Origin of the sequence: Mesorhizobium sp. M8A.F.Ca.ET.207.01.1.1 (assembly GCF_004794715.1) — a bacterium.
Lineage (GTDB): Bacteria > Pseudomonadota > Alphaproteobacteria > Rhizobiales > Rhizobiaceae > Mesorhizobium.
Genome location: NZ_SRUS01000008.1, coordinates 1 through 20,058, shown reverse-complemented (window position 1 = coordinate 20,058; position 20,058 = coordinate 1). Strand labels below are relative to the sequence as shown.

General features: G+C 63.8%; 21 protein-coding genes. 7 read left to right on the top strand and 14 right to left on the bottom strand.

Annotated elements, in window-relative coordinates; translation table 11 throughout:
* Nucleotides 1-34: 34 nt before the first annotated feature.
* The 3 genes from EN850_RS22895 to EN850_RS22885 all read left to right on the top strand — a co-directional run bounded on the left by EN850_RS22895 (nucleotide 35) and on the right by EN850_RS22885 (nucleotide 3,888).
* Complete coding sequence (locus EN850_RS22895; protein ID WP_136092302.1) at nucleotides 35-967, top strand: alpha/beta hydrolase; 933 nt, start codon at nucleotides 35-37, stop codon at nucleotides 965-967.
* A 99-nt stretch (nucleotides 968-1,066) separates the two neighbouring features.
* The gene (locus tag EN850_RS22890; protein ID WP_135931892.1) at nucleotides 1,067-2,242 is read left to right on the top strand and encodes a CaiB/BaiF CoA-transferase family protein; all 1,176 of its coding nucleotides are present in this window, start codon (nucleotides 1,067-1,069) and stop codon (nucleotides 2,240-2,242) included.
* Complete coding sequence (locus EN850_RS22885) at nucleotides 2,239-3,888, top strand: thiamine pyrophosphate-binding protein (RefSeq protein WP_135866322.1); 1,650 nt, start codon at nucleotides 2,239-2,241, stop codon at nucleotides 3,886-3,888. Before EN850_RS22890 ends, EN850_RS22885 begins: the two co-directional genes overlap by 4 nt.
* A gap of 133 nt (nucleotides 3,889-4,021) precedes the next feature.
* On the opposite strand, the gene EN850_RS22880 is transcribed toward EN850_RS22885, so the two are convergent.
* The 5 genes from EN850_RS22880 to EN850_RS22860 form a co-directional block, all read right to left on the bottom strand.
* Entirely contained in the window at nucleotides 4,022-4,465 is a 444-nt protein-coding gene (locus EN850_RS22880) for a CHRD domain-containing protein (RefSeq protein WP_127279293.1), read from the bottom strand.
* 203 nt (nucleotides 4,466-4,668) lie between these two features.
* Complete coding sequence (locus EN850_RS22875; protein ID WP_027160663.1) at nucleotides 4,669-5,640, bottom strand: ABC transporter substrate-binding protein; 972 nt, start codon at nucleotides 5,638-5,640, stop codon at nucleotides 4,669-4,671.
* A 40-nt stretch (nucleotides 5,641-5,680) separates the two neighbouring features.
* Complete coding sequence (locus EN850_RS22870) at nucleotides 5,681-6,835, bottom strand: ABC transporter permease (RefSeq protein WP_127279294.1); 1,155 nt, start codon at nucleotides 6,833-6,835, stop codon at nucleotides 5,681-5,683.
* Complete coding sequence (locus EN850_RS22865) at nucleotides 6,832-7,710, bottom strand: ABC transporter permease (protein WP_135866317.1); 879 nt, start codon at nucleotides 7,708-7,710, stop codon at nucleotides 6,832-6,834. Before EN850_RS22865 ends, EN850_RS22870 begins: the two co-directional genes overlap by 4 nt.
* 396 nt (nucleotides 7,711-8,106) lie before the next feature.
* Nucleotides 8,107-8,898, bottom strand: coding sequence for an ABC transporter ATP-binding protein (locus EN850_RS22860; protein WP_136092301.1), 792 nt, complete (start codon nucleotides 8,896-8,898; stop codon nucleotides 8,107-8,109).
* A gap of 138 nt (nucleotides 8,899-9,036) precedes the next feature.
* On the opposite strand from EN850_RS22860, the gene EN850_RS22855 reads away from it, so the two are divergent.
* A complete protein-coding gene (locus EN850_RS22855; protein WP_127280216.1) occupies nucleotides 9,037-9,441 on the top strand; it encodes a cupin domain-containing protein in 405 nt (134 codons plus the stop codon).
* 23 nt (nucleotides 9,442-9,464) lie between these two features.
* On the opposite strand, the gene EN850_RS22850 is transcribed toward EN850_RS22855, so the two are convergent.
* The 5 genes from EN850_RS22850 to EN850_RS22830 form a co-directional block, all read right to left on the bottom strand.
* Nucleotides 9,465-9,842, bottom strand: a complete 378-nt coding sequence (locus EN850_RS22850; protein WP_127871721.1) for a hypothetical protein — start codon at nucleotides 9,840-9,842, stop codon at nucleotides 9,465-9,467.
* 2 nt (nucleotides 9,843-9,844) lie between these two features.
* Complete coding sequence (gene hydA, locus EN850_RS22845) at nucleotides 9,845-11,296, bottom strand: dihydropyrimidinase (protein WP_136092300.1); 1,452 nt, start codon at nucleotides 11,294-11,296, stop codon at nucleotides 9,845-9,847.
* Between the two features lie 64 nt (nucleotides 11,297-11,360).
* Nucleotides 11,361-12,611 carry a Zn-dependent hydrolase gene (locus EN850_RS22840; protein ID WP_136092299.1) on the bottom strand — a complete coding sequence of 417 codons (1,251 nt, stop codon included), beginning with the start codon at nucleotides 12,609-12,611 and terminating at the stop codon, nucleotides 11,361-11,363.
* A complete protein-coding gene (locus EN850_RS22835) occupies nucleotides 12,612-13,025 on the bottom strand; it encodes an endonuclease domain-containing protein (RefSeq protein ID WP_246689263.1) in 414 nt (137 codons plus the stop codon).
* Between the two features lie 139 nt (nucleotides 13,026-13,164).
* Complete coding sequence (locus EN850_RS22830) at nucleotides 13,165-14,493, bottom strand: aspartate aminotransferase family protein (RefSeq protein WP_135881951.1); 1,329 nt, start codon at nucleotides 14,491-14,493, stop codon at nucleotides 13,165-13,167.
* 225 nt (nucleotides 14,494-14,718) lie between these two features.
* Between EN850_RS22830 and EN850_RS22825 the strand changes: the two genes are divergently transcribed.
* A complete protein-coding gene (locus EN850_RS22825) occupies nucleotides 14,719-15,354 on the top strand; it encodes a TetR family transcriptional regulator C-terminal domain-containing protein (protein WP_127279388.1) in 636 nt (211 codons plus the stop codon).
* A gap of 281 nt (nucleotides 15,355-15,635) precedes the next feature.
* On the opposite strand, the gene EN850_RS22820 is transcribed toward EN850_RS22825, so the two are convergent.
* Nucleotides 15,636-16,523, bottom strand: coding sequence for a helix-turn-helix transcriptional regulator (locus tag EN850_RS22820; protein WP_136092297.1), 888 nt, complete (start codon nucleotides 16,521-16,523; stop codon nucleotides 15,636-15,638).
* Between the two features lie 103 nt (nucleotides 16,524-16,626).
* Here EN850_RS22820 and EN850_RS22815 point away from each other — a divergent pair, with 103 nt between their 5' ends.
* Both EN850_RS22815 and EN850_RS22810 read left to right on the top strand, forming a co-directional pair.
* Nucleotides 16,627-17,466 (top strand): SDR family NAD(P)-dependent oxidoreductase, encoded by an 840-nt coding sequence (locus EN850_RS22815; protein ID WP_136092296.1) that lies wholly within the window; start codon nucleotides 16,627-16,629, stop codon nucleotides 17,464-17,466.
* The gene (locus EN850_RS22810) at nucleotides 17,463-18,185 is read left to right on the top strand and encodes an SDR family oxidoreductase (protein ID WP_136092295.1); all 723 of its coding nucleotides are present in this window, start codon (nucleotides 17,463-17,465) and stop codon (nucleotides 18,183-18,185) included. The genes EN850_RS22815 and EN850_RS22810 overlap by 4 nt, the downstream gene beginning before the upstream one ends.
* A 9-nt stretch (nucleotides 18,186-18,194) precedes the next feature.
* Here the strand turns inward: EN850_RS22810 and EN850_RS22805 are convergent, their stop codons facing one another.
* From EN850_RS22805 to EN850_RS22795, 3 genes are all read right to left on the bottom strand, one after another.
* On the bottom strand, nucleotides 18,195-18,572 hold the full coding sequence (locus EN850_RS22805; RefSeq protein ID WP_136092294.1) for a DoxX family protein: 378 nt from the start codon (nucleotides 18,570-18,572) through the stop codon (nucleotides 18,195-18,197).
* A 71-nt stretch (nucleotides 18,573-18,643) separates the two neighbouring features.
* Nucleotides 18,644-19,102 carry a carboxymuconolactone decarboxylase family protein gene (locus EN850_RS22800; protein WP_127871730.1) on the bottom strand — a complete coding sequence of 153 codons (459 nt, stop codon included), beginning with the start codon at nucleotides 19,100-19,102 and terminating at the stop codon, nucleotides 18,644-18,646.
* Between the two features lie 28 nt (nucleotides 19,103-19,130).
* The gene (locus EN850_RS22795) at nucleotides 19,131-19,649 is read right to left on the bottom strand and encodes an Rrf2 family transcriptional regulator (RefSeq protein WP_136092293.1); all 519 of its coding nucleotides are present in this window, start codon (nucleotides 19,647-19,649) and stop codon (nucleotides 19,131-19,133) included.
* Nucleotides 19,650-20,058: the final 409 nt, after the last annotated feature.

Below are 20,058 nucleotides of genomic sequence, written 5' to 3'. Positions count from 1 at the left end.
GACAAAGGCGGAACCAGGGGGGAGACCGGCCGGCATGCCATTCAGCCAGCAGCGCGTGGTTCGCTCGTCGACCGGCGCAGACCTCAATCTGTTCGTCCGGCGGGCCGACAGCCCTGCGCGTGCGGTGGTCCAGATCAATCACGGCCTGGCCGAACATGCCGCCCGCTACGACCGCTTCGCCGATTTCCTCGCTGCCCGGGGCTTCCACGTCTACGTTCATGACCACCGTGGCCATGGCGCGACCAAGGCGCCCGACGTGCCGCTCGGCAGATTCGCCGACACGGACGGCCCGGCCAAGGTGATCGCCGATGTCGACGCCATCCACGATCTCATCGCCGGCGAGCAGCCTGACCTGCCGGTAATCCTTTTCGGCCACTCGATGGGCGCGTCCGTGGCGCTGAACTACCTGTTGCGCCATTCCAGGCGCATTCATGCCGCCGCGATCTGGAACGGCAATTTCTCACAGGGCCTGCTCGGCCAAGTGGCGCTCGGTATCCTCGCCTGGGAACGGATGCGGCTCGGCTCCGATGTCCCGTCGCGCCTGCTGCCGAAACTCACCTTCCAGGCCTGGGGCAAGGCGGTGCCCAACCATCGCACTCTGTTCGACTGGCTGTCGCGCGACGAGGCGGAGGTGGCGAAATACATCGCCGATCCGCTCTGCGGCTGGGATGCCTCCATCTCGATGTGGCGCGATGTGGTCGCCATGGCGCTCAACGGCGGCAAGGATGCAGGCTTTGCCGCCGTTCGCCGCGACATCCCCGTCGCCATCGTTGGCGGCGAAAAAGACCCGGCCTCGGACTACGGCAAGGGGATCACCCATCTCGCCGATCGTATGCGCAAGATGGGCTTTTCGAATCTGGTTTCAAAGGTTTACGCCGACACCCGCCATGAAAGCCTGAACGAGGTGAACCGCGACATCATCATGGACGATTTCGCCAGCTGGGCGGACAATGTCTTGAAAGCGTGACGGGTTGGCCCATTGCAAGGACCGTGACAGCCGCTGCCGGGCTTGATAGAGGCACTGCTTTCGCGGCAATCACGGTGATTGCGGCAACCACGGTGATTTATGGCCGAACCCCCGCTGAAAGGCGTCCGCGTCGTCGAACTCGCCCGCATTCTTGCCGGCCCCTGGGCCGGGCAGTTGCTTGCCGATCTCGGCGCCGATGTCATCAAGGTCGAGAGCCCCGATGGCGGCGACGACACCCGCAAATGGGGTCCGCCCTTCGTCATGAGCCATGACGGCGAGAACCTGTCAGCCGCCTATTACCATTCCTGCAATCGCGGCAAGCGTTCCATCGCCATCGACTTTTCGACGCCGGAAGGCGCCGAGACGGTGCGCCGGCTGGTCGCGACGGCGGATGTGCTGATCGAGAACTTCAAGCTCGGCGGCCTGAAGAAATACGGGCTCGACTACGGCAGTCTGAAGAAAATCAACCCTCGCCTGGTCTACTGCTCCATCACCGGCTTCGGCCAGGACGGGCCTTATGCGCCACGCGCCGGTTACGACTTCATCATCCAGGCCATGGCCGGCATGATGTCGATCACCGGTGAGGCCGGCCGCGAGCCGCAAAAGGCAGGCGTCGCCATCTCGGACATCTTCACCGGTCTCTATTCGGTGATCGCCATCCAGGCCGCACTTCGCCATGCCGAACAGACCGGCGAGGGCCAGCACATAGACATGGCGCTGTTCGACACCCAGATCTCGGCGCTCGGCAACCAGAACCTCAACTATCTCGTCTCGGGCAAGTCGCCAGTGCAGATGGGCAATGCGCATATGAACATTGCCCCGTACGAAGTGCTTCCGGTCAGGGACGGCCACATCATCCTGGCCGTCGGCAATGACGGCCAGTTCGGCAAATTCTGCGCCGCCGTCGGGCTGGACGATTTGCCGGCGAATCCCGATTTCGCCACCAATCCCGCCCGCGTCGCCAACCGCGTGGACCTTCGCGCACGCATCATCGAGGCGCTGAAGACCTGGGATCGCGATCCGCTGCTGGCGCAGCTCGAAGCCGCCAGCGTGCCGGCAAGCCCGATCAACACGATCGGCCAGATGTTCGCCGATCCGCAGACCATTGCCCGCGGCATGCGGCTCGACCTTGACGACGGCCATGGCAACCGCCTGCCGTCGGTGCGCGCCCCGATGGTGATGTCGGGCACACCGCTCAGCTATGAGCGCCCCTCGCCGCGTCTCGGCGAGCACACTGACGAAATCCTTGCCGAACTGGAGAAGTCTGGGAAATGAAGACCGGTGGACAACTGATCGTCGACGCCCTCGAAGCCAACGGCACCGACCGTATCTTTTGCGTGCCGGGCGAATCCTACCTTGCGGTGCTCGATGCGCTGCATGACTCTTCGATCCGCACCATCGTCTGCCGCCAGGAAGGCGGCGCCGCCATGATGGCCGACTGCCAGGGCCGGTTGACCGGCAAGCCCGGCATCTGCTTCGTCACCCGCGGCCCCGGCGCCACCAACGCTTCGGCCGGCGTCCACATCGCCATGCAGGATTCGGTTCCGCTCATCCTGTTCATCGGCCAGGTCGCCAGCCACGCCAAGGAACGCGAGGCGTTCCAGGAGGTGGACTATGTCAGGTTTTTCGGCGACATTGCCAAATGGGTGGTCGAGATCGACGACGCCTCGCGCATCCCCGAATTCGTCACCCGCGCCTTCGCCGTGGCAACGTCGGGCCGGCCTGGCCCGGTGGTCATCTCGCTGCCGGAGGACATGCTGACCAGCGAGGTCAAGGCGCCGCAAGCACTTCCCCATACGCCGGTCGAGACCTATCCAGGCGGGGCCGAGCTCGACGCGCTGGAAATGCTGCTGGGCAGCGCCAAGCGACCGTTCGTCATCCTCGGCGGCACGCGCTGGAACGCGGACGCCGTGGCGCGGATGCACGAAATCGCCGAGACCTGGTCGCTTCCTGTCGGCTGTTCCTTCCGCCGCCAGATGCTGTTCGACCATCTGCACCCGAACTATGCCGGTGATGTCGGCATCGGCATCAATCCGAAGCTGGCGGCGGCGATCAAGCAGGCCGACGTCGTTCTCTTGATCGGCGGCCGCATGGGCGAGATGCCATCTTCGGACTACACGCTGCTGAAGAGCCCTTATCCCGACCAGGCACTGGTGCACGTCCATGCCGATGCCGGCGAACTCGGCCGGGTCTACCGCCCGACGCTGGCGATCAATGCATCGCCCGCGGCTTTCGTGGAGGCATTCGCCAAGCGCAAGCCGGCCGGAATGCCGGCCTGGGCGGAAGAAACGCCAAAGTTGCACGCCGCCTATCTCGACTGGTCGACGCCGCCGGAAAGCGGCCCCGGCCCGGTGCAGATGGGGCCGATCATGAATTACCTGGAAAAGGTATTGCCCGACGACGCCATCCTCACCAATGGCGCCGGCAATTACGCCACCTGGGTGCATCGCTTCCATCGCTTCCGCCGCTTCGCCACGCAAGGAGCACCGACCTCCGGCTCGATGGGTTACGGCACGCCAGCGGCCGTCGCCGCCAAGGCGCTTTATCCGGAGCGCACCGTGGTCGCCTTCGCCGGCGACGGCTGCTTCCTGATGAACGGCCAGGAATTCGCCACCGCCGTGCAATACGACCTGCCTATCATCGTCGTCGTCGTCAACAACGGCATCTACGGCACCATCCGCATGCATCAGGAGCGCGAATATCCGGGCCGTGTGGTCGGCACCGACCTGAAAAATCCCGACTTCGCGTCGCTTGCCCGCGCCTATGGCGGCCATGGCGAGACTGTCGAGAAGACCGAAGACTTTGCGCCTGCCTTCGAACGTGCCCGCGCCAGCGGCAAGCCGGCGATCGTCGAAATCCGGCTCGATCCCGAGGCGATCACGCCGACCCGCACGATGACGCAGATTCGCGACAAAAGCTGAAGGAACCGATCGGCTCCAAAGAAAAGGTGCTGCATTCCAAGCTGCCGATCTCCCCCCAGGTGGGGGAGATGTCCGGCAGGATAGAGGGGGGCGCTGTCCCGCCGGCCTTCAAGCGCGAGCGGCGCTCCGGACCCTACATCGCCTTTTCGATTTGGCCACGAATCTCGCCGTCCTTGTGGGCGGCCGTGTGCACGTTGACGTAATACTTGCCGGCCTCCAGGTCAGCGGCCTGCGCATCGGTCAACGTGGCCGACCCCTTGATCGGGCTCTTCAGCTTGCCTTTGAACGGGATCACGGGATCAGCGTTTTCACCCATTGCCGCCGGGCCGTGGATATGCGCGGCCACTGCCGGGCCACTGAGGCCGGAATACTTCACGTTCCAGCTGAGCTTCTTCTTGGTCGTGTCGAAGGTGAGAGTGGCCGTCCCCTTGCCTTTGGTGGTGACGGCCGGGCTCTGCTGGCCGCCATCGAGGGTCGCCTTGTATTTCACCATCTCGGCCATGGCCGGTGATGCGAACAGGAAAGCGGTGGAAATAGCGAGCGCCGATAGCGCCGGAAGGAAGGAGTGAGCGCGCATGAAGAACCTCCGATTGGATATTGAATAAAGCATGCGTCGCGGTTCCCCCGACGCGCGCATGCTTCATTGCAACGGATGGGCGGCGCAATGTATCCCTGCACACGGTTTTGTGATTGGAGCGCATGGAAAAGGGGCGGTCGCCCGCCCCTTTTGGTATCAGCCGTCAAACCGGTCGCAGGCGCTGTTGATCACGCCAGTCCGGCTTACTTGACCGCCTTGTCGGTAATGGCCGTGGTGTAGGCGCCGGTCGGCTCCTTGGTGATGATCTTCTGGTCGAGCAGCGCCTTGGCGGTGCGCTCATAGGTCGCCGGGTCGAGCTTGCCGTCGGCATTGTCGATCAGCTTGGCGACTTCGCTCATCATGCGCTTCTGGTGGTTCTCGTCCTGGCCACCGCCGTCCATGACGATCCCGGCAGCTTCGTCATTGTTGTCGACGGCGTATTTCCATCCCTTCATCGAGGCGCGCACGAAGCGCACCATCTTGTCCTCGAAGGCCGGATCCTTGAGCTTGTCTTCCGAGGCGTAGAGCCCGTCCTCGAGCAGGTCGTTGCCCATCGCCGAGTAGTTGAACACGGTGAGCTGTTCGGGCTTGTAGCCGGCGTCGATCAGCTGCCAGTACTCATTGTAGGTCATGACCGAGATGCAGTCGGCCTGCTTCTGGATCAGCGGCTGCACGTCGAAGCTCTGCTTCAAGACGGTGACGCCGTCCGGGCCGCCCTCGGTCTTGAGCCCGAGCTTGTTCATCCATGCGTAGAAAGGATATTCATTGCCGAAGAACCAGACGCCCAGCGTATGACCCTTGAAGTCGGCTTCGGTCTTGATCGGCCCATCCTTCGGGCAGACCAGTTCCATGCCGGCCTTCTTGAAGGGCTGGGCGATGTTGACCAGCGGCACGCCCTTTTCGCGCGCGGCGAGCGCGCCACCCATCCAGTCGACGATGACGTCGGCGCCGCCGCCCGCGATCACCTGCTCGGGTGCGATGTCGGGGCCGCCCGGCTTGATGTCGACATCGAGGCCTTCGGCCTCATAGAAGCCCTTGGCCTTGGCGACATAGTAGCCGGCAAACTGCGCCTGCGTGACCCATTTCAGCTGCAAGGTCACCTTGTCGGCGGCCATTGCCTGGAACGCGGCCAGCGACATCGCGCCGGCCAGAACTGGAATAATAAGTCTTTTCATTTTCTTACCCTCTGAAGTTAGTGCCCTAAACCCACCGCCCCTATCCACCACGGACAGAGGGATGCCAAAACGTGACGGCCCTTTCGACAAGGGCGACCACGCCATAAAAGACCGAACCCGCAAGTGCTGCAACTGCGATTTCGGCCCAGACCATGTCGATGTTCATCCGCCCGACCTCGGTCGAAATGCGGAATCCCATGCCGACAACCGGCGTGCCGAAGAACTCGGCGACGATGGCGCCGATCAGCGCCAGCGTCGAGTTGATCTTCAGCGCGTTGAAGATGAAGGGTGCTGCCGCCGGCAGCCGGAGCTTGATGAGCGTCGGCCAATAACCGGACGCATAGGTGCGCATCAGGTCGCGCTCCATATGGCCGGACGCGGCGAGCCCGGCGACCGTGTTCACCAGCATCGGGAAGAAGGTCATGATGATGACGACGGCCGCCTTGGACTGCCAGTCGAAGCCGAACCACATCACCATGATCGGCGCCACGCCGATGATCGGCAGCGCCGAGACCATGTTGCCGATCGGCAACAGCCCGCGCCGCAGGAACGGCACGCGGTCGGCAAGGATGGCGGTGATGAAGCCGGCGCCGCTGCCCACGACATAGCCGAAGAGCACCGCCTTGAAGATGGTCTGCCGGACATCGGCGCCGAGTATCGGCAGCGAACCGGCGATGCGCGCGCCGATCGCGCTCGGCGGCGGCAGCAGGATGAACGGAATGCCGGCGCCTCGCGTCACCGCCTCCCAGATGATCAGGATCCAGGCGCCGAAGATGGCGGGGATGATCAGACGCAAAGCGGTCCGCGCCCAACCCGCTATCGGGCGGAGCCCCGACAGCACCGCGACGCAACGCCAGCCTAGCAGCCAGACGGCCGTCAGCAGCAGGAAATACGGCGCCAGTGCCGCGCCTTCGAAACCTGCGATCCCCGATATCAGCAGCCAGGCGACGAGATGCGCGCCGATGAACAGCACGACGGCCTCTGCAACGGATGGAATCCTGACCATCGAGATCAGCGCCGCGACCACGGCAAGGCCGAGCATCAAGCCCTTCGTTCCCAGATAGGGATAGTTGATGCTCGCCGTCGGGTCCGCAAGCGCTGCCGCTTCCGGCCTCGACATGGCGCCAAGCGCGACCGCGATCAGGCACAGAACGATCGCCAGCACCGCTTGCCAGGAAGGTTTCAGCCAGTTCATGCTGGCCTCCCGCCCATGGCGCGGTCGACGATGCGGCCGGCAATGCCGACCACCATGACCAGAAGTGCCGCCACGATCGAGCCCGCGACCAGCGCCGACCAGATGTCGATCGATTGGCTGTAATAGGCGCCGGCCAGAAGCTTGGCGCCGATGCCGGCGACCGCGCCTGTCGGCAGTTCGCCGACGATGGCGCCGACCAGGCTTGCCGCCACCGCCACCTTCATCGAGGTGAACAGGAACGGCACCGAGGCCGGCACGCGCAATTTCCAGAAGGTTTGCGTGCGGCTGGCATTGTAGGTGTGCATCAGGTCGAGATGCATGATCTCGGGCGAGCGCAGGCCCTTCACCATGCCGACCGTCACCGGGAAGAACGACAGATAGGTCGAGATCATCGCCTTCGGGATCAGCCCGGTGATGCCGATCGCCGCCAGCACGACGATGATCATCGGCGCCACCGCCAGGATCGGAATGGTCTGCGAGGCGATGATCCACGGCATCAGGCTGCGGTCGAGCGTCGCCACATGCACGATGCCGACGGCAATGACGATGCCGAGCGCGGTGCCGAAGGCAAAGCCGAGCAGCGTCGAGGACAGCGTGACCCAGGCGTTGTAGACGAGGCTGCGGTTCGAAGTGATGGGCCGCAGAAAGGTGTTCTCGAAGAAGTTCACCGCCACTTGATGCGGAGCCGGCAGCGTCGGCTTCGGCTGCGACAGCGTCTTGCCGATGAACTCGACGGCGCCGGGGGTTTCGTTGGCACGGGTGTCGAGATCGCGCTGGAACGGCGCGTTGAGGATGACGGCGAAAACGTACCAGAGCACGATGACACCGGCCAGGATCGATGTCACGGGGACGAGTTTGTCGCGGAAGGTGTCCATCAGGAGGCCTCGCCAGCGAGGCGCCCTCCTCTCCCCATCGGGGAGAGGGTGGCCGGAGCGAAGCGGAGGTCGACCACCTTCGCGCTCGTCATCCTAGGGCGGAGCGACGCGAAGCGTCGCGCAGACCCTAGGATCCATTCCGTGACGTCGATCAAGGAGTGTAAGCAGTAGAGAAAATTCCCCTTCGAAGGCACAGCGGAGGGTGCATCGTTTTGCACCGTTGCGGAGCTCAGAAGTAACGGCATGGATCCTAGGGTCTGCGCCGCGTCGCTTCGTTCCTTGCCTCGCCCTAGGATGACGAAATCGCGGCGGGCGGCTTCCATAACGCAGGCCGCTGCGCGCCTGCTCCACCCCAGGATGACGAAGGCGAGGTTGATCGCTCGCTTGCCGGGGCGCTCAATCATCATAACTATGCCCCGCCCTCAACCCGTCGCGCACCCGCGCGGCGATCGCCAGGAATTCGGGTGTCTCGCGGATGTCGAGCGGCCGCTCCTTCGGCAGCGTCGATTCGATGATGTCGCTGACCCGGCCCGGACGCGGCGACATGACGACGATGCGGGTCGACAGATAGACGGCCTCCGGAATGGAGTGGGTGACGAAGCAGATGGTCTTGTTGGTCCGGCCCCACAGTTGCAGCAATTGCTCGTTGAGGTGGTCGCGCACGATCTCGTCGAGCGCGCCGAACGGCTCGTCCATCAACAGGAGGTCGGCGTCGAAGGCGAGAGCCCGGGCGATCGAGGCGCGCTGCTGCATGCCGCCGGAGAGCTGCCAGGGGTACTTCTTCTCGAAGCCGGTGAGGTTGACGAGGTCGAGCGTGCGCTTGATCCGCTCCGCCTGCTCGGTCTTGGACAGGCCCATGATCTCCAGCGGCAGCGCCACATTACGCTCGATGGTGCGCCAGGGAAACAGGGCGGCTGCCTGGAAGACATAGCCATAGGCGCGTTTCTCGCGCGCCTGTTCCGGCGTCATGCCGTTGACCGAAATCATCCCCGAAGTCGGCTTCTCCAGATCGGCGATGACGCGCAGCAGCGTGGTCTTGCCGCAGCCGGACGGCCCGATGAAGGAGACGAACTCACCCTTGCCGATGGTCAGGTCGACATTGGACAGCGCCTGGACCGGGCCGTCATTGGTCTGGAAGATGAGGCCAAGCTTGCTTGCCGAAACGACGGCTGGCGAAGATCCCGTCATCGGTTGCGGCCTGCCTTGTCACCGCACCGGGGCGCCGGCTGAAATCCGGTTGCTTTTATCGCGATGTTGTTTTCCACTTGCCCTGTCCCATTGGCCCACCGACCTTGTTCCACTCAATCGACGCCCGGAGTTTCCCCGATGTCGCCCAAACCCACTTGTCGTCTTATTCGCCCTGACAGCACCTATGAAGGCAAGCAGGGGTTGACCTATCTGGCCGGCATCGCGACCGAAACTGTCGGCTCATCCGGCATCTGCATGCACGTGCTGACCATGCCGCCCGGCGCCCGCGCCAAGGCGCATCTGCACGAGAACCACGAAACGGCGATCTACGTGCTCTCCGGCGAAGTCCATACCTGGTATGGCGACCGGCTCGAACATCACATCGTCGTCAAGGCCGGCGACCTCTTCTACATCCCGGCTGGCGTGCCGCATCTGCCGGCCAATCTCAGCAACGCCCCCTCTTCGGCCGTCATTGCCCGCACCGATCCCAACGAACAGGAAAGCGTCGTTCTGCTGCCGGAACTGGATGCGCTCGTCGCCTGACACCGACGCGAGGGTTGTCGCCATCATTTGCACCGGGAGACTTCACCCATCACATTGCCGTCCTCGTCGACGACAGAAAGTTTCTTGGCATTCTTGGCGCTGCGCTTGATGGTGAAGGTGGCCGGCGACTTGCCGTCCTCACCTTCGGCTTCGCACTCGGCCTTGATCATCAACGAGCCATCGGCCTGCGCCTTCGTCTCGGTGAAGGTGCAGGCGCTGGCCGCCGTGATCAGTTCCTTGTCGGTCAGAAGCAGCATCTGATCGGCGGCGACTTCCTGACCGTTCTTGTTGATGCAGCCATACTTGTCGCCATAAGGCTTGCTGAGATCGATGCCGGCTGCCGACGCATGGCCCGCTGACAACAGCGCCGCGGCGGCCATGGCAAGATGAATGGCGCGCATGGTCAAACCCCCGTCGCCGGGATGCCCGTCCGCTCGACCTTGCGCGGCGCGGTGATCTCTTTCCACGTCGACAGCGCCCGGTTGACCGCGGCGTTCGGCTCCCGCCCTACGAACTCGCCATGGCCGGGCTTCGCCTTGACCTCTGCCTCCTCGATCGACAGTTCGCCGCGCGAGAACACGAAGCGCGGCAGGCCGGTCACCTCGACGCCTTCGAACACATTGTAATCGATGACAGACTGCTGCTTCTTCGAAGATATGGTCTTCTTGCGCTGGGGATCCCAGACGATGATGTCGGCATCCGCGCCTTCGACGATGGCGCCCTTCTTCGGATACATGTTGAGGATCTTGGCGATGTTGGTCGAGGTCACCGCGACGAACTCGTTCATCGTCAGCCGCCCGGTGTTGACGCCTCTGGTCCACAGCACCGGCAACCGGTCCTCGAGGCCACCGGTGCCGTTGGGGATCTTGGTGAAATTGCCGAGGCCGAAACGCTTCTGGTCCGTGGTGAAGGCGCAATGGTCGGTCGCCACCACCTGCAGCGATCCGGCCTGCAGGCCCGCCCACAGCGAATCCTGGTGCAGTTTGTTGCGGAAGGGCGGGCTCATCACGCGGCGCGCCGCATGGTCCCAGTCCTTGTCGAAATACTCGCTCTCATCGAGGGTCAGGTGCTGGATCAGCGGCTCGCCGAACACCCGCATGCCTTTCTGGCGCGCCCGCCGGATCGCCTCATGGCTCTGCTCGCAGGAGACATGCACGACATAGAGCGGCACGCCGGCCATGTCGGCGATCATGATGGCGCGGTTGGTCGCCTCGCCCTCCACTTCCGGTGGACGCGAATAGGCATGCCCTTCGGGGCCATTGTTGCCGGCCGCCAGCAGCTTCTGCGACAGCGCCGCGACCACGTCGCCATTTTCGGCATGCACCAGCGGCAGCGCGCCAAGATCTGCGCAGCGCTGGAACGACGCGTACATTTCGTCGTCGTCGACCATCAGCGCGCCCTTGTAGGCCATGAAGTGCTTGAACGAGGTGATGCCCTTGTCGACCACCGTGGCCATTTCGTCGAACACCTGCTTGCCCCACCAGGTGATTGCCATGTGGAAGGAATAGTCGCAGGCGGCCTTGGAGGTCTTGTTGTCCCACATCTGCAAGGCTTCGAGCAGCGATTGCTGCGGCGCCGGCAGGCAGAAATCGACCACCATCGTGGTGCCGCCAGCGAGCGCCGCGCGCGTGCCGGATTCGAAATCATCGGCCGAATATGTGCCCATGAACGGCATTTCGAGATGGGTGTGCGGATCGATGCCGCCCGGCATCACATAGCAGCCGGTGGCGTCGTACTCATGGTCGCCGTGCAGGTCCGAGCCGATGGCGACGATCTTGCCGTGGCTGAACAGCACATCGGCCTTCCACGTGCGGTCGGCGGTGACGACAGTACCGTTCTTGATGACTTTGGTCATTTATCTGTTCCCTGTTCTCTTCGCGCTTCTTGGTGAGCGGCGTTTCGAATGTAGATCTCTTAGTTCACTCCACGATGACGGCCGTCTCCACCACCGCGTGGAACAGCACATCGGCGCCGGCCGATGCCCATTCCTTGGTGATCTCCTCGGCCTCGTTGTGCGACAACCCGTCGACGCAAGGGCACATCACCATGGCGGTCGGCGCCACGCGGTTGATCCAGCACGCATCGTGGCCGGCACCTGAGACGATGTTGCGGTGCGTGTAACCGAGCCGATCGGCGGCATCGCGGATTGCCTTGACGCAGTCCTTGTCGAAGGTGACCGGATCGAAATGGCCGACCTGCTCGATCTCGTATTTGATATCCAGCGCGTCGCAGATCGTGTCGATGCCTTCGCGGATGCGGCCATCCATGGCATCGAGCACTTCCTTTTCCGGCGAGCGGATGTCGATGGTGAAGACGGTACGGCCGGCGATGATGTTGCGCGAGTTCGGATAGACTTCCATGTGCCCGACCGCGCCGACCGCGTCGGGCTGGTAGTCCATGGCGATCTCGTGCACCAGCTCGATCACGCGCGCCATGCCGAGCCCGGCATTGCGGCGCTTGGGCATCGGGGTCGAGCCGGTATGCGCCTCCTTGCCGGTCAGCGTCACCTGCAGCCATTTCAGGCCTTGGCCGTGGGTGACGACGCCGATGTCGATGTCTTCGTCCTCGAGGATCGGGCCCTGTTCGATATGCAGTTCGAAGAAGGCGTGGATCTTGCGGTCGCCGACCTTTTCGGTGCCCTTCCAGCCGATGCGCTCCAGTTCCTCGCCGAATTTCTTGCCGTTCTTGTCCGTGTGCTCGTAGACGTCGGCCTGGTCGAGCACGCCGGCGAACACACCGGAGGCCATCATCGCCGGCGCGAAGCGCGCGCCTTCCTCGTTGGTCCAGTTGGTGACGACGATCGGATGTTTCGTCTTGATGCCGAGATCGTTGAGCGAGCGCACGATCTCCAGGCCGCCGAGAACGCCGAGCACGCCGTCATATTTGCCGCCGGTCGGCTGCGTATCGAGATGGCTGCCGACATAGACCGGCGGCAGGCTGGGGTCGGTGCCTTCACGACGGGCAAACATGGTGCCCATTTCGTCGACGCCCATTTCGAGCCCGGCCGCATCGCACCAGCGCTTGAACAGATGCCGGCCCTCGCCGTCCTCGTCGGTCACGGTCTGGCGATTGTTGCCGCCGGCAATGCCGGGGCCGATCTTCGCCATCTCCATCAGCGAATCCCACAAACGGTCTGAATTGATTCGCAGATTTTCGCCGGGTGCGGCCATTCAAAACCTCTCCAATTGCGCGGCGTCCCCCTCCCCCTCGAGGGAAGGGTGGCCGCGAAGCGGTCGGGTGGGGTCGCCTGACATAAGCTCGACCTTCCCCTTGACCGCCTGCGCGACATGCCAGGCGCTGTTTATGACATCGGGCTCGTCAACGCGAAAGATATCGAACCCGAGCGAACGCAGATAAGCATCACGAACGGCGTCGTGCCGTTTGCCCTTTTCGTGTTCGTGCAGATCGCCATCCACTTCGACCACCAGTTTCACACCAAAACAGGCGAAGTCGACGATGTACGGTCCAATCGGGCACTGGCGGCGCAATTTGATGCCGGTCGATTTCAGCTCGCGCAGTTCATACCAGAGCAGGGATTCGCCCTTGGTCGCGTGAACTCGAAGCGCGCGCGCCTTCTGGCGCATTTCGAAACTCACGCGAGTCCGGGGCATCAGGAGCGACCTCGCGGCAAAAGATCAGGTCGGCGCCCAGTCGCACCGACCCCACCCGACCGCTTCGCGGCCACCCTCCCCTCGAGGGGGAGGGATATCCGCGCCCAGATCTTCAATCGATAGACCTCAAAACTTCACGCACATGGTCGATCAGTTCGTTGATCTGGCCCTTGGTGATAATCAGCGGCGGCGACAGTGCGATGATGTCGCCGGTGGTGCGGATCAGCGCGCCGCGCTCGAAGGCCTTGACGAAGGCCGAGAAGGCCCGCTTGGTCGGACTGCCGGCGATCGGTGCCAGCTCGATCGCGCCGATCAGGCCGATGTTCCTGATGTCGATGACATGCGGCTCGCCCTTCAGCGAATGCAGCGCATCTTCCCAATAGGGCGCCAGTTCCTCGCCGCGGGTGAGCAGTCCTTCTTCCTTGTAGGTGTCGAGCGTGCCGAGTGCGGCAGCGCAGGCGATCGGATTGCCCGAATAGGTATAGCCGTGGAAGAACTCGATCATGTGCTCGGGGCCGGTCATGAAGGCGTCGTGGATTTCCTTCTTGACGAACACCGCGCCCATCGGGATGACGCCGTTGGAGACACCCTTGGCGGTGGTCATGATGTCGGGCGTGACGCCGAAATAATCGGCGGCGAAGGGCGCGCCGAGGCGGCCGAAACCGGTGATGACCTCATCGAAGATCAACAGGATGCCGTGCTTGGTGCAGATCTCGCGCAGCTTCTCGAGATAGCCCTTCGGCGGCAGGATGACGCCCGTTGACCCGGCGACCGGCTCGACGATGACGGCGGCAATGGTCGAGGCGTCATGCAGGGCGACGATGCGCTCCAGCTCGTTGGCGAGCTCCGCGCCATGCTCCGGCACGCCTTTGGAGAAGGCGTTCTTCTCCGGCAGGTGGGTGTGCGGCATATGGTCGACGCCGCCCAGCAGCGTGCCGAACATCTTGCGGTTGGTGACGATGCCGCCGACCGAGATGCCGCCGAAATTGACGCCGTGATAGCCGCGCTCGCGGCCGATGAGCCGGGTGCGCGAGCCCTCGCCCTTCACGCGGTGATAGGCGATCGCCATCTTCAACGCCGTCTCGACCGATTCCGAACCGGAATTGGTGAAGAACACATGGTCCATGCCCTTGGGCGCGATGTCGACCAGGCGGTTCGCCAGTTCGAACACGATCGGATGGCCCATCTGGAAGGCCGGGGCGTAGTCGAGTTCGGCGGCCTGGTGCTGGATCGCCTCGGTGATCTTCGGGCGGCAGTGGCCGGCGTTGACGCACCACAGGCCGGCGGTGCCGTCCAGCACCTTGCGGCCGTCGCTGGTGGTGTAGTGCATGTCCTTGGCGGACACGAACATGCGCGGCGCCTGCTTGAACTGCCGGTTTGCCGTGAACGGCATCCAGAATGCGCTGAGATCGTTCGGCGTGACTTTCAGCCGGTTGGACATGACCAAGACTTCCCCTTGTAACCTGTTTCGGTGCGTCCAACGCTTGGTCTTTGCCGTGCTTTCATGCTACGCAAATTTTGACCGATTGGACAAACGTTAGCACCGCCCTGTCGGCGGTCAAGGATTACTAGCGGAAATGCGGCTCCTGAAGTGCGTTCCACAGGCTAGGGAAAAACTGGTCCAGAGAATTGGTCCAGATGACCGTCAATGCGAGGGTCCGCAACGGTGACCATCAGCACGCAAGCCCCTCGCCGCACCCGCATCCAGCAGGAAAAGCGCGAACTGATCCTGGAGGCCGCACTCGAAGTGTTCTCCACCAACGGCTTCCGCGGCTCGACCATCGACCAGATCGCCGAAGCCGCCGGCATGTCGAAGCCGAACCTGCTCTACTATTTCCGCCGCAAGGAAGACATTCACGAGACCTTGATGGAACGGCTGCTCGAAACCTGGCTGGCGCCGCTGAGGGAACTCGACGATATCGGCGATCCGATGACCGAGCTCAGGAGCTACATCAGGCGCAAGCTGGAAATGGCGCGCGACTTTCCGCGCGAGAGCCGGCTGTTCGCCAACGAGATCCTGCAGGGGGCACCGCGCATCATGCCGCTGCTGGCGGGCGAGTTGAAGACGCTCGTCGACGAGAAGGCCGCCGTCATCAAGGGCTGGATGCGCGCAGGCAAGATCGCCAGGACCGATCCCTGGCACCTGATCTTCTCGATCTGGGCGACCACCCAGCACTATGCCGATTTCGACGTCCAGGTCCGCGCCGTGCTCGGCCCGAACCGCGGCGGCGACGGCCGTTTCGAGGACGCCGCGAGATTTCTCGAGCAGTTATTCTTGGATGGGCTGAAGCCGAAGGGGTAGCGTTGTTGCTGACCTCGGAGATGGGCCGAGGCGCTCACCACTTCGTCATTCTAGGGCGAAGCAAGGAGCGTAGCGACGCGGCGCAGACCCCTGGAGCTGCTCCGCAGCCCAAGGAATCCATGCCGCGACGCGGAAGCCCTGCAACGGTTCAGAATTCTGCTCCGCTGCGCTCGACGGCCAAGGTCACGGAATGGATCCCAAGGTCTCCGCGACGCCGCTTCGCAGCTGCTCCGCCCTGGGATGACGAAGCTGGGAGGGCTTTGCCTCAGAACGCACCGTCGTCAGGCGCTGCGCCGTTCGGCCGGCATCGCGTCGAGCAATTGTTGCAGCTTGGCGACCGAGTTCTGCTCGGCGAGCGGCGTGTAGACGATCAGCCGCATATCCGAGCCGTCATCGATCGACAGGCTCATATGCTCGAAAGCCATCAAGCCGGCCTTGGGATGCCGAACGTGCTTCACGCCGGTCAGCCTGCGCGCCACGTCGCGCCGCGGCCACCAGTCACGGAACTCGGGACTTGAACTCATCATCAGGGTGATCAGCCTGTCGAAATCGGAATCGCCGACATATTTGGCGCTTTCGGCACGAAACGAGGCAAGCACCACGCGGGCGAGTTCTTCCCAGTCGACCAGCAGGCGGCGATGGTGCGGATTGGTGAACACCATGTGAACGATGTTTCTGCTATCGCCCTCCAGCAGGCCATAGTCGCCGAACACCGCCGCCGCGGCCGGGTTCCAGGCAAGCACATCCCAGCGCCGGCCGACCACTTGGGCCGGCTGCAGGACGAGGCTTTGCAGCATATGCAACAGCGTAGCGTCCACCTTCTCGGGCGCCGCCACACGACGTTCCGGCTGCTGGCGGCCGGCGAGAATGAACAGATGCCGCTTCTCGACGGCGTCGAGGCGCAACGCCTCGCAGAGCGCCGAGAGCACTTCGACCGAGGGCCGCACGTCCCTGCCCTGTTCGAGCCAGGTGTACCAGGTGGTGCCGACACCGGCGATCATCGCAACTTCCTCGCGCCGCAGACCCGGCGTGCGCCGTCGCGGACCTGTTGCGATGCCGGTGGCCAACGGCGTCAGCCTTTCCCGGCGCGAACGCAGGAAGGCGCCGAGTTCGCGCCGGCGGCTCTCGTCGGCTGATTGGGTGGGGGCAGCAGAGATGGAAGCGTTCATACCGGCTATTATAGCAGTATTGATACCAGGATAAAGTTTGAACTGTTTGCCGTGGGCGAAGCGTCCCATCTTGCGTTCGGAGCAGCAACAGGAGGCTCTGAACATGGAATTGAAAGACAAGACCATTCTCATCACCGGATCGACCGACGGCGTCGGCCGGGTCGTGGCGCAAAGGCTAGGCGCCTCCGGCGCACGGGTACTGGTGCATGGCCGCGATGCCACACGCGGCAAAGCCGTTATCGCCGAGATCGAAGCCGCCGGCGGCAAGGCCGAGTTTCTCGCGGCCGATCTCGCGTCGCTGGCGGAGGTAAGGCGCCTCGCCGAGGCCGTGCGCGCCAGGACGAGCCGCCTCGACGTCCTCATCAACAATGCCGGCGTCGGCACGGCTGGCGACAAGCGACAGACGAGCGCCGACGGCCACGAACTTCGCTTTGCCGTCAACTATCTCGCCGGCTTCCTGCTGACCTCGGAACTGCTGCCGCTGCTCAGGGCAAGTGCCCCGGCGCGCATCGTCAATGTGGCGTCCGCCGGCCAGCAGGCGATCAACTTCGACGACGTCATGCTGACCCACGGCTATAGCGGCGTGCGCGCCTACTGCCAGAGCAAGCTGGCGCAGATCCTGTTCACCATCGATCTGTCCGAGCAGTTGAAAGGCAGCGGCGTCACCGTCAATGCGCTGCATCCGGCGAGCTACATGAACACCACCATGGTCCGTCAGGCGGGGGTGAAGCCATGGAGTTCGGTCGAAACCGGCGCCGACGCCATCTTGAACCTCGCCACCGCGCAAAAGCTCGAAGGCCGCAGCGGCCTCTATTTCGACGGACTGCGCGAATCCCGCGCCGACGCCCAGGCTTACGATGCCAGGGCAAGACAGCAATTGCGAAGCCTGAGCCTCGACCTCGTCGGGCTGGCTTCGCCAAAATCGAAGGAAGAACCGTCATGACCGTCACAACCGAACACACAGTCATCATCGGCGGCTCGTCCGGCATCGGCCTGGCGACAGCGCGCAAACTGCTCGGCCCGGGCATGAAGGTCACCATCACCGGGCGCAACCAGGACAAGCTCGTCGGCGCCTGGAAAAGCCTTGGTGGCGCAGCCGACAAGGCCGCCTTCGACGCGTCGAAGCCCGATGAGGTGCGCCAGTTCTTCGATCGGCTCGGTCCGTTCGACCACCTCGTTCTGGCGGCGAGCGGCGGCAAGGGCCTCGGACCGTTCGAGACGCTCGATCTCGCCGACATCGCCGGCGGCGTCGACGAAAAGGTGCGGCCGCAACTGTCCTGCCTGCAGGCCGCGTTGCCGACGTTGAGCAAATCCGGATCGGTCACCTTCATCTCGGCGGTCTCAGCTCAGGTCACCATGCCCGGTGTCGCCGGCATCGGTGCCGTCAACGGCATGCTGCTGACCGTGACGCCGATCCTGGCTGTCGAGCTGAAGCCGCTACGCGTCAACGTCGTGGCGCCCGGCGTCATCGACACGCCGTGGTGGGACTTTCTGCCGGAGGAACAGAGGCAAGCGGTGTTTGCCGAATATGCGGGGAAGACGCCCGTCGGCCGCATCGGTCGCGCCGAGGACGTCGCATCGGCGATCGCCTTCCTCGTCTCCAACAACTTCATGACAGGCCAGGTGCTGACCTGCGACGGCGGCCTCCGGTTCGCGGCCTGACTTCGGCCATCAAACGGATTGTGCGATCAGCGTCAGGAACCCACCGCCGAGCGCGACATTGCCGATGAAACCGTTGATGCGGGACGCCCGGTCCGGACCCTGATGATCCCAGAAATTGTGGAACATCGGCGTCGCGACGACCAGGAACAGCACCAGCGCCGCGCAGGCGATCACGGTCCAGAGGCCTGATATCACCAGCGCCCCTGCAATGACCTGCAGGACAATGCCGGCCCACAGCGCCAGCCGAGCCTGCGGCACGCCGCGCGCGGCCATCAACCCGGTCAGGAGGGCCGCGTTCTGGATGTTGCGCAGGCCGGCGAAGACGAAAGCGCCGCCGGCCAGCAGGCGGCCGAGAAACAGCAAGGTCGAAGGCAGATCGGCAGGCACTAAAAACCCTCCCTTTGAAACAGTAGAAGCGCCGCCTTCTTCGGCGGCGCCCCAACAAACATCCGGACCGATCAGGCCGCCTTGGCGGCGGGCATCGGATGGATGGCGTGGAACGGGATGCAGAGCCGGTTCCAGGTGTTGATCATGCCGACCGCGACGGACAGCTTGACCAGTTCCTCTTCCGAAAAATGCTCCAGCGCGCGCGCATAGAGCTCGTCCGGCACGCCGTTGTCGGCGACCAGCGTCACCGCCTCGGTCCAGGCCAGCGCGGCGCGTTCACGCTCGGAAAACAGCGGCGATTCCTTCCAGGCGGAAACCAGATAGAGCCTTTGCTCGGTTTCGCCGTCGCGCCTGGCTTCGCGGCTGTGCATCTCGACGCAGAAGGAACAGCCATTGATCTGCGAAGCCCTGAGCTTGATCAGGTGCAGCAGGCTCACCTCCAGCCCGCATTCGTCGACCGCCTTGTTGAGCGCCGAGACCGCCTTCATGATTTCGGGCGCCTTGGCGAAGAATTGCATTCTCTGTTTCATAGTCTTTCCTTTCGCATCGTCGGGAGGGTTAGGTTTGGTTGGTTGAACTGGATTTCTGCGGCCGCTGATGGCGCTCGACAAAGGCGCAGCTCGCGGCAAACGATCTGGGGTCGCCTTCCGCCGCGTAATCCGCCACGATGGCGGACAGTTTCACCTCGGCCAGCGCTGCCCGGTAGGCGCGCTCCGCCTTCAGCATCGCGGCATTGATGCCGCAAGGTTTGACATAGGCCGAGGCATCGATCTTGACCGGACCGTTGCGGCGGATCTCGCCGCAGCGAAACGCCGGTTCGCGCCCCTCGATGGCCAGCACGATGTCGAGCAGTGTGATGCGTTCCGCCGCCCGCGCCAGCCGATAGCCGCCCGCCGGGCCCGGCACCGATTCCAGAATGCGCGCCGCGCTCAACATATTGAGATGCTTCAGGAGATAGCTCGGGGACAGGCCGAACGCCTCCGCCAGAGCCGCGCCCGGCATGGTGCTGTTGCCGTCCACGCTCGCCAGCGTCGCCGCGCAGTGGATGGCCGCCTCGACGCCCTCGCCCAGCTTCATCGTGATGATCTCCAATTCATGGATATCTTTTATCGTGGATAATCTTTATCTGCAATAGGAAAATGGAGATTGCCTGCTAATTCTGATGGTTCCGGCACGCCGCTTAGCAAGACTTGGGTTCCTCGCACCCCGCGGACCGGGGGAGAGGTGGCCCGGCGAAGCCGGGACGGAGAGGGGGACGACCTTTGTGAAGATGCAACCGGTGAGGAGGAGGCGCGCGATCAGGAGCCTTGGGCAGTTCCCAGTCGTCCCGAAGTCCCCTCTCCGTCCCGGCTTCGCCGGGCCACCTTGTATCTACACGAGAGAGATTTCGTGGGATTGAAGCGATTGAGCCAAGGTCCGGGCGGCCGCCCGGACCTTGGCTTGGCGAAGTCGCCCGTACCACCTGAGGTTACAGCCGCGGGAGAGC

Coding starts and splice junctions, on each gene's coding strand:
- EN850_RS22895 (WP_136092302.1), top strand. CDS start 35: ATGCCATTCAGCCAGCAGCGCGTGGTTCGCTCGTCGACCGGCGCAGAC.
- EN850_RS22890 (WP_135931892.1), top strand. CDS start 1,067: ATGGCCGAACCCCCGCTGAAAGGCGTCCGCGTCGTCGAACTCGCCCGC.
- EN850_RS22885 (WP_135866322.1), top strand. CDS start 2,239: ATGAAGACCGGTGGACAACTGATCGTCGACGCCCTCGAAGCCAACGGC.
- EN850_RS22880 (WP_127279293.1), bottom strand. CDS start 4,465: ATGCGCGCTCACTCCTTCCTTCCGGCGCTATCGGCGCTCGCTATTTCC.
- EN850_RS22875 (WP_027160663.1), bottom strand. CDS start 5,640: ATGAAAAGACTTATTATTCCAGTTCTGGCCGGCGCGATGTCGCTGGCC.
- EN850_RS22870 (WP_127279294.1), bottom strand. CDS start 6,835: ATGAACTGGCTGAAACCTTCCTGGCAAGCGGTGCTGGCGATCGTTCTG.
- EN850_RS22865 (WP_135866317.1), bottom strand. CDS start 7,710: ATGGACACCTTCCGCGACAAACTCGTCCCCGTGACATCGATCCTGGCC.
- EN850_RS22860 (WP_136092301.1), bottom strand. CDS start 8,898: ATGACGGGATCTTCGCCAGCCGTCGTTTCGGCAAGCAAGCTTGGCCTC.
- EN850_RS22855 (WP_127280216.1), top strand. CDS start 9,037: ATGTCGCCCAAACCCACTTGTCGTCTTATTCGCCCTGACAGCACCTAT.
- EN850_RS22850 (WP_127871721.1), bottom strand. CDS start 9,842: ATGCGCGCCATTCATCTTGCCATGGCCGCCGCGGCGCTGTTGTCAGCG.
- hydA (WP_136092300.1), bottom strand. CDS start 11,296: ATGACCAAAGTCATCAAGAACGGTACTGTCGTCACCGCCGACCGCACG.
- EN850_RS22840 (WP_136092299.1), bottom strand. CDS start 12,611: ATGGCCGCACCCGGCGAAAATCTGCGAATCAATTCAGACCGTTTGTGG.
- EN850_RS22835 (WP_246689263.1), bottom strand. CDS start 13,025: ATGCGCCAGAAGGCGCGCGCGCTTCGAGTTCACGCGACCAAGGGCGAA.
- EN850_RS22830 (WP_135881951.1), bottom strand. CDS start 14,493: ATGTCCAACCGGCTGAAAGTCACGCCGAACGATCTCAGCGCATTCTGG.
- EN850_RS22820 (WP_136092297.1), bottom strand. CDS start 16,523: ATGAACGCTTCCATCTCTGCTGCCCCCACCCAATCAGCCGACGAGAGC.
- EN850_RS22815 (WP_136092296.1), top strand. CDS start 16,627: ATGGAATTGAAAGACAAGACCATTCTCATCACCGGATCGACCGACGGC.
- EN850_RS22810 (WP_136092295.1), top strand. CDS start 17,463: ATGACCGTCACAACCGAACACACAGTCATCATCGGCGGCTCGTCCGGC.
- EN850_RS22800 (WP_127871730.1), bottom strand. CDS start 19,102: ATGAAACAGAGAATGCAATTCTTCGCCAAGGCGCCCGAAATCATGAAG.
- EN850_RS22795 (WP_136092293.1), bottom strand. CDS start 19,649: ATGAAGCTGGGCGAGGGCGTCGAGGCGGCCATCCACTGCGCGGCGACG.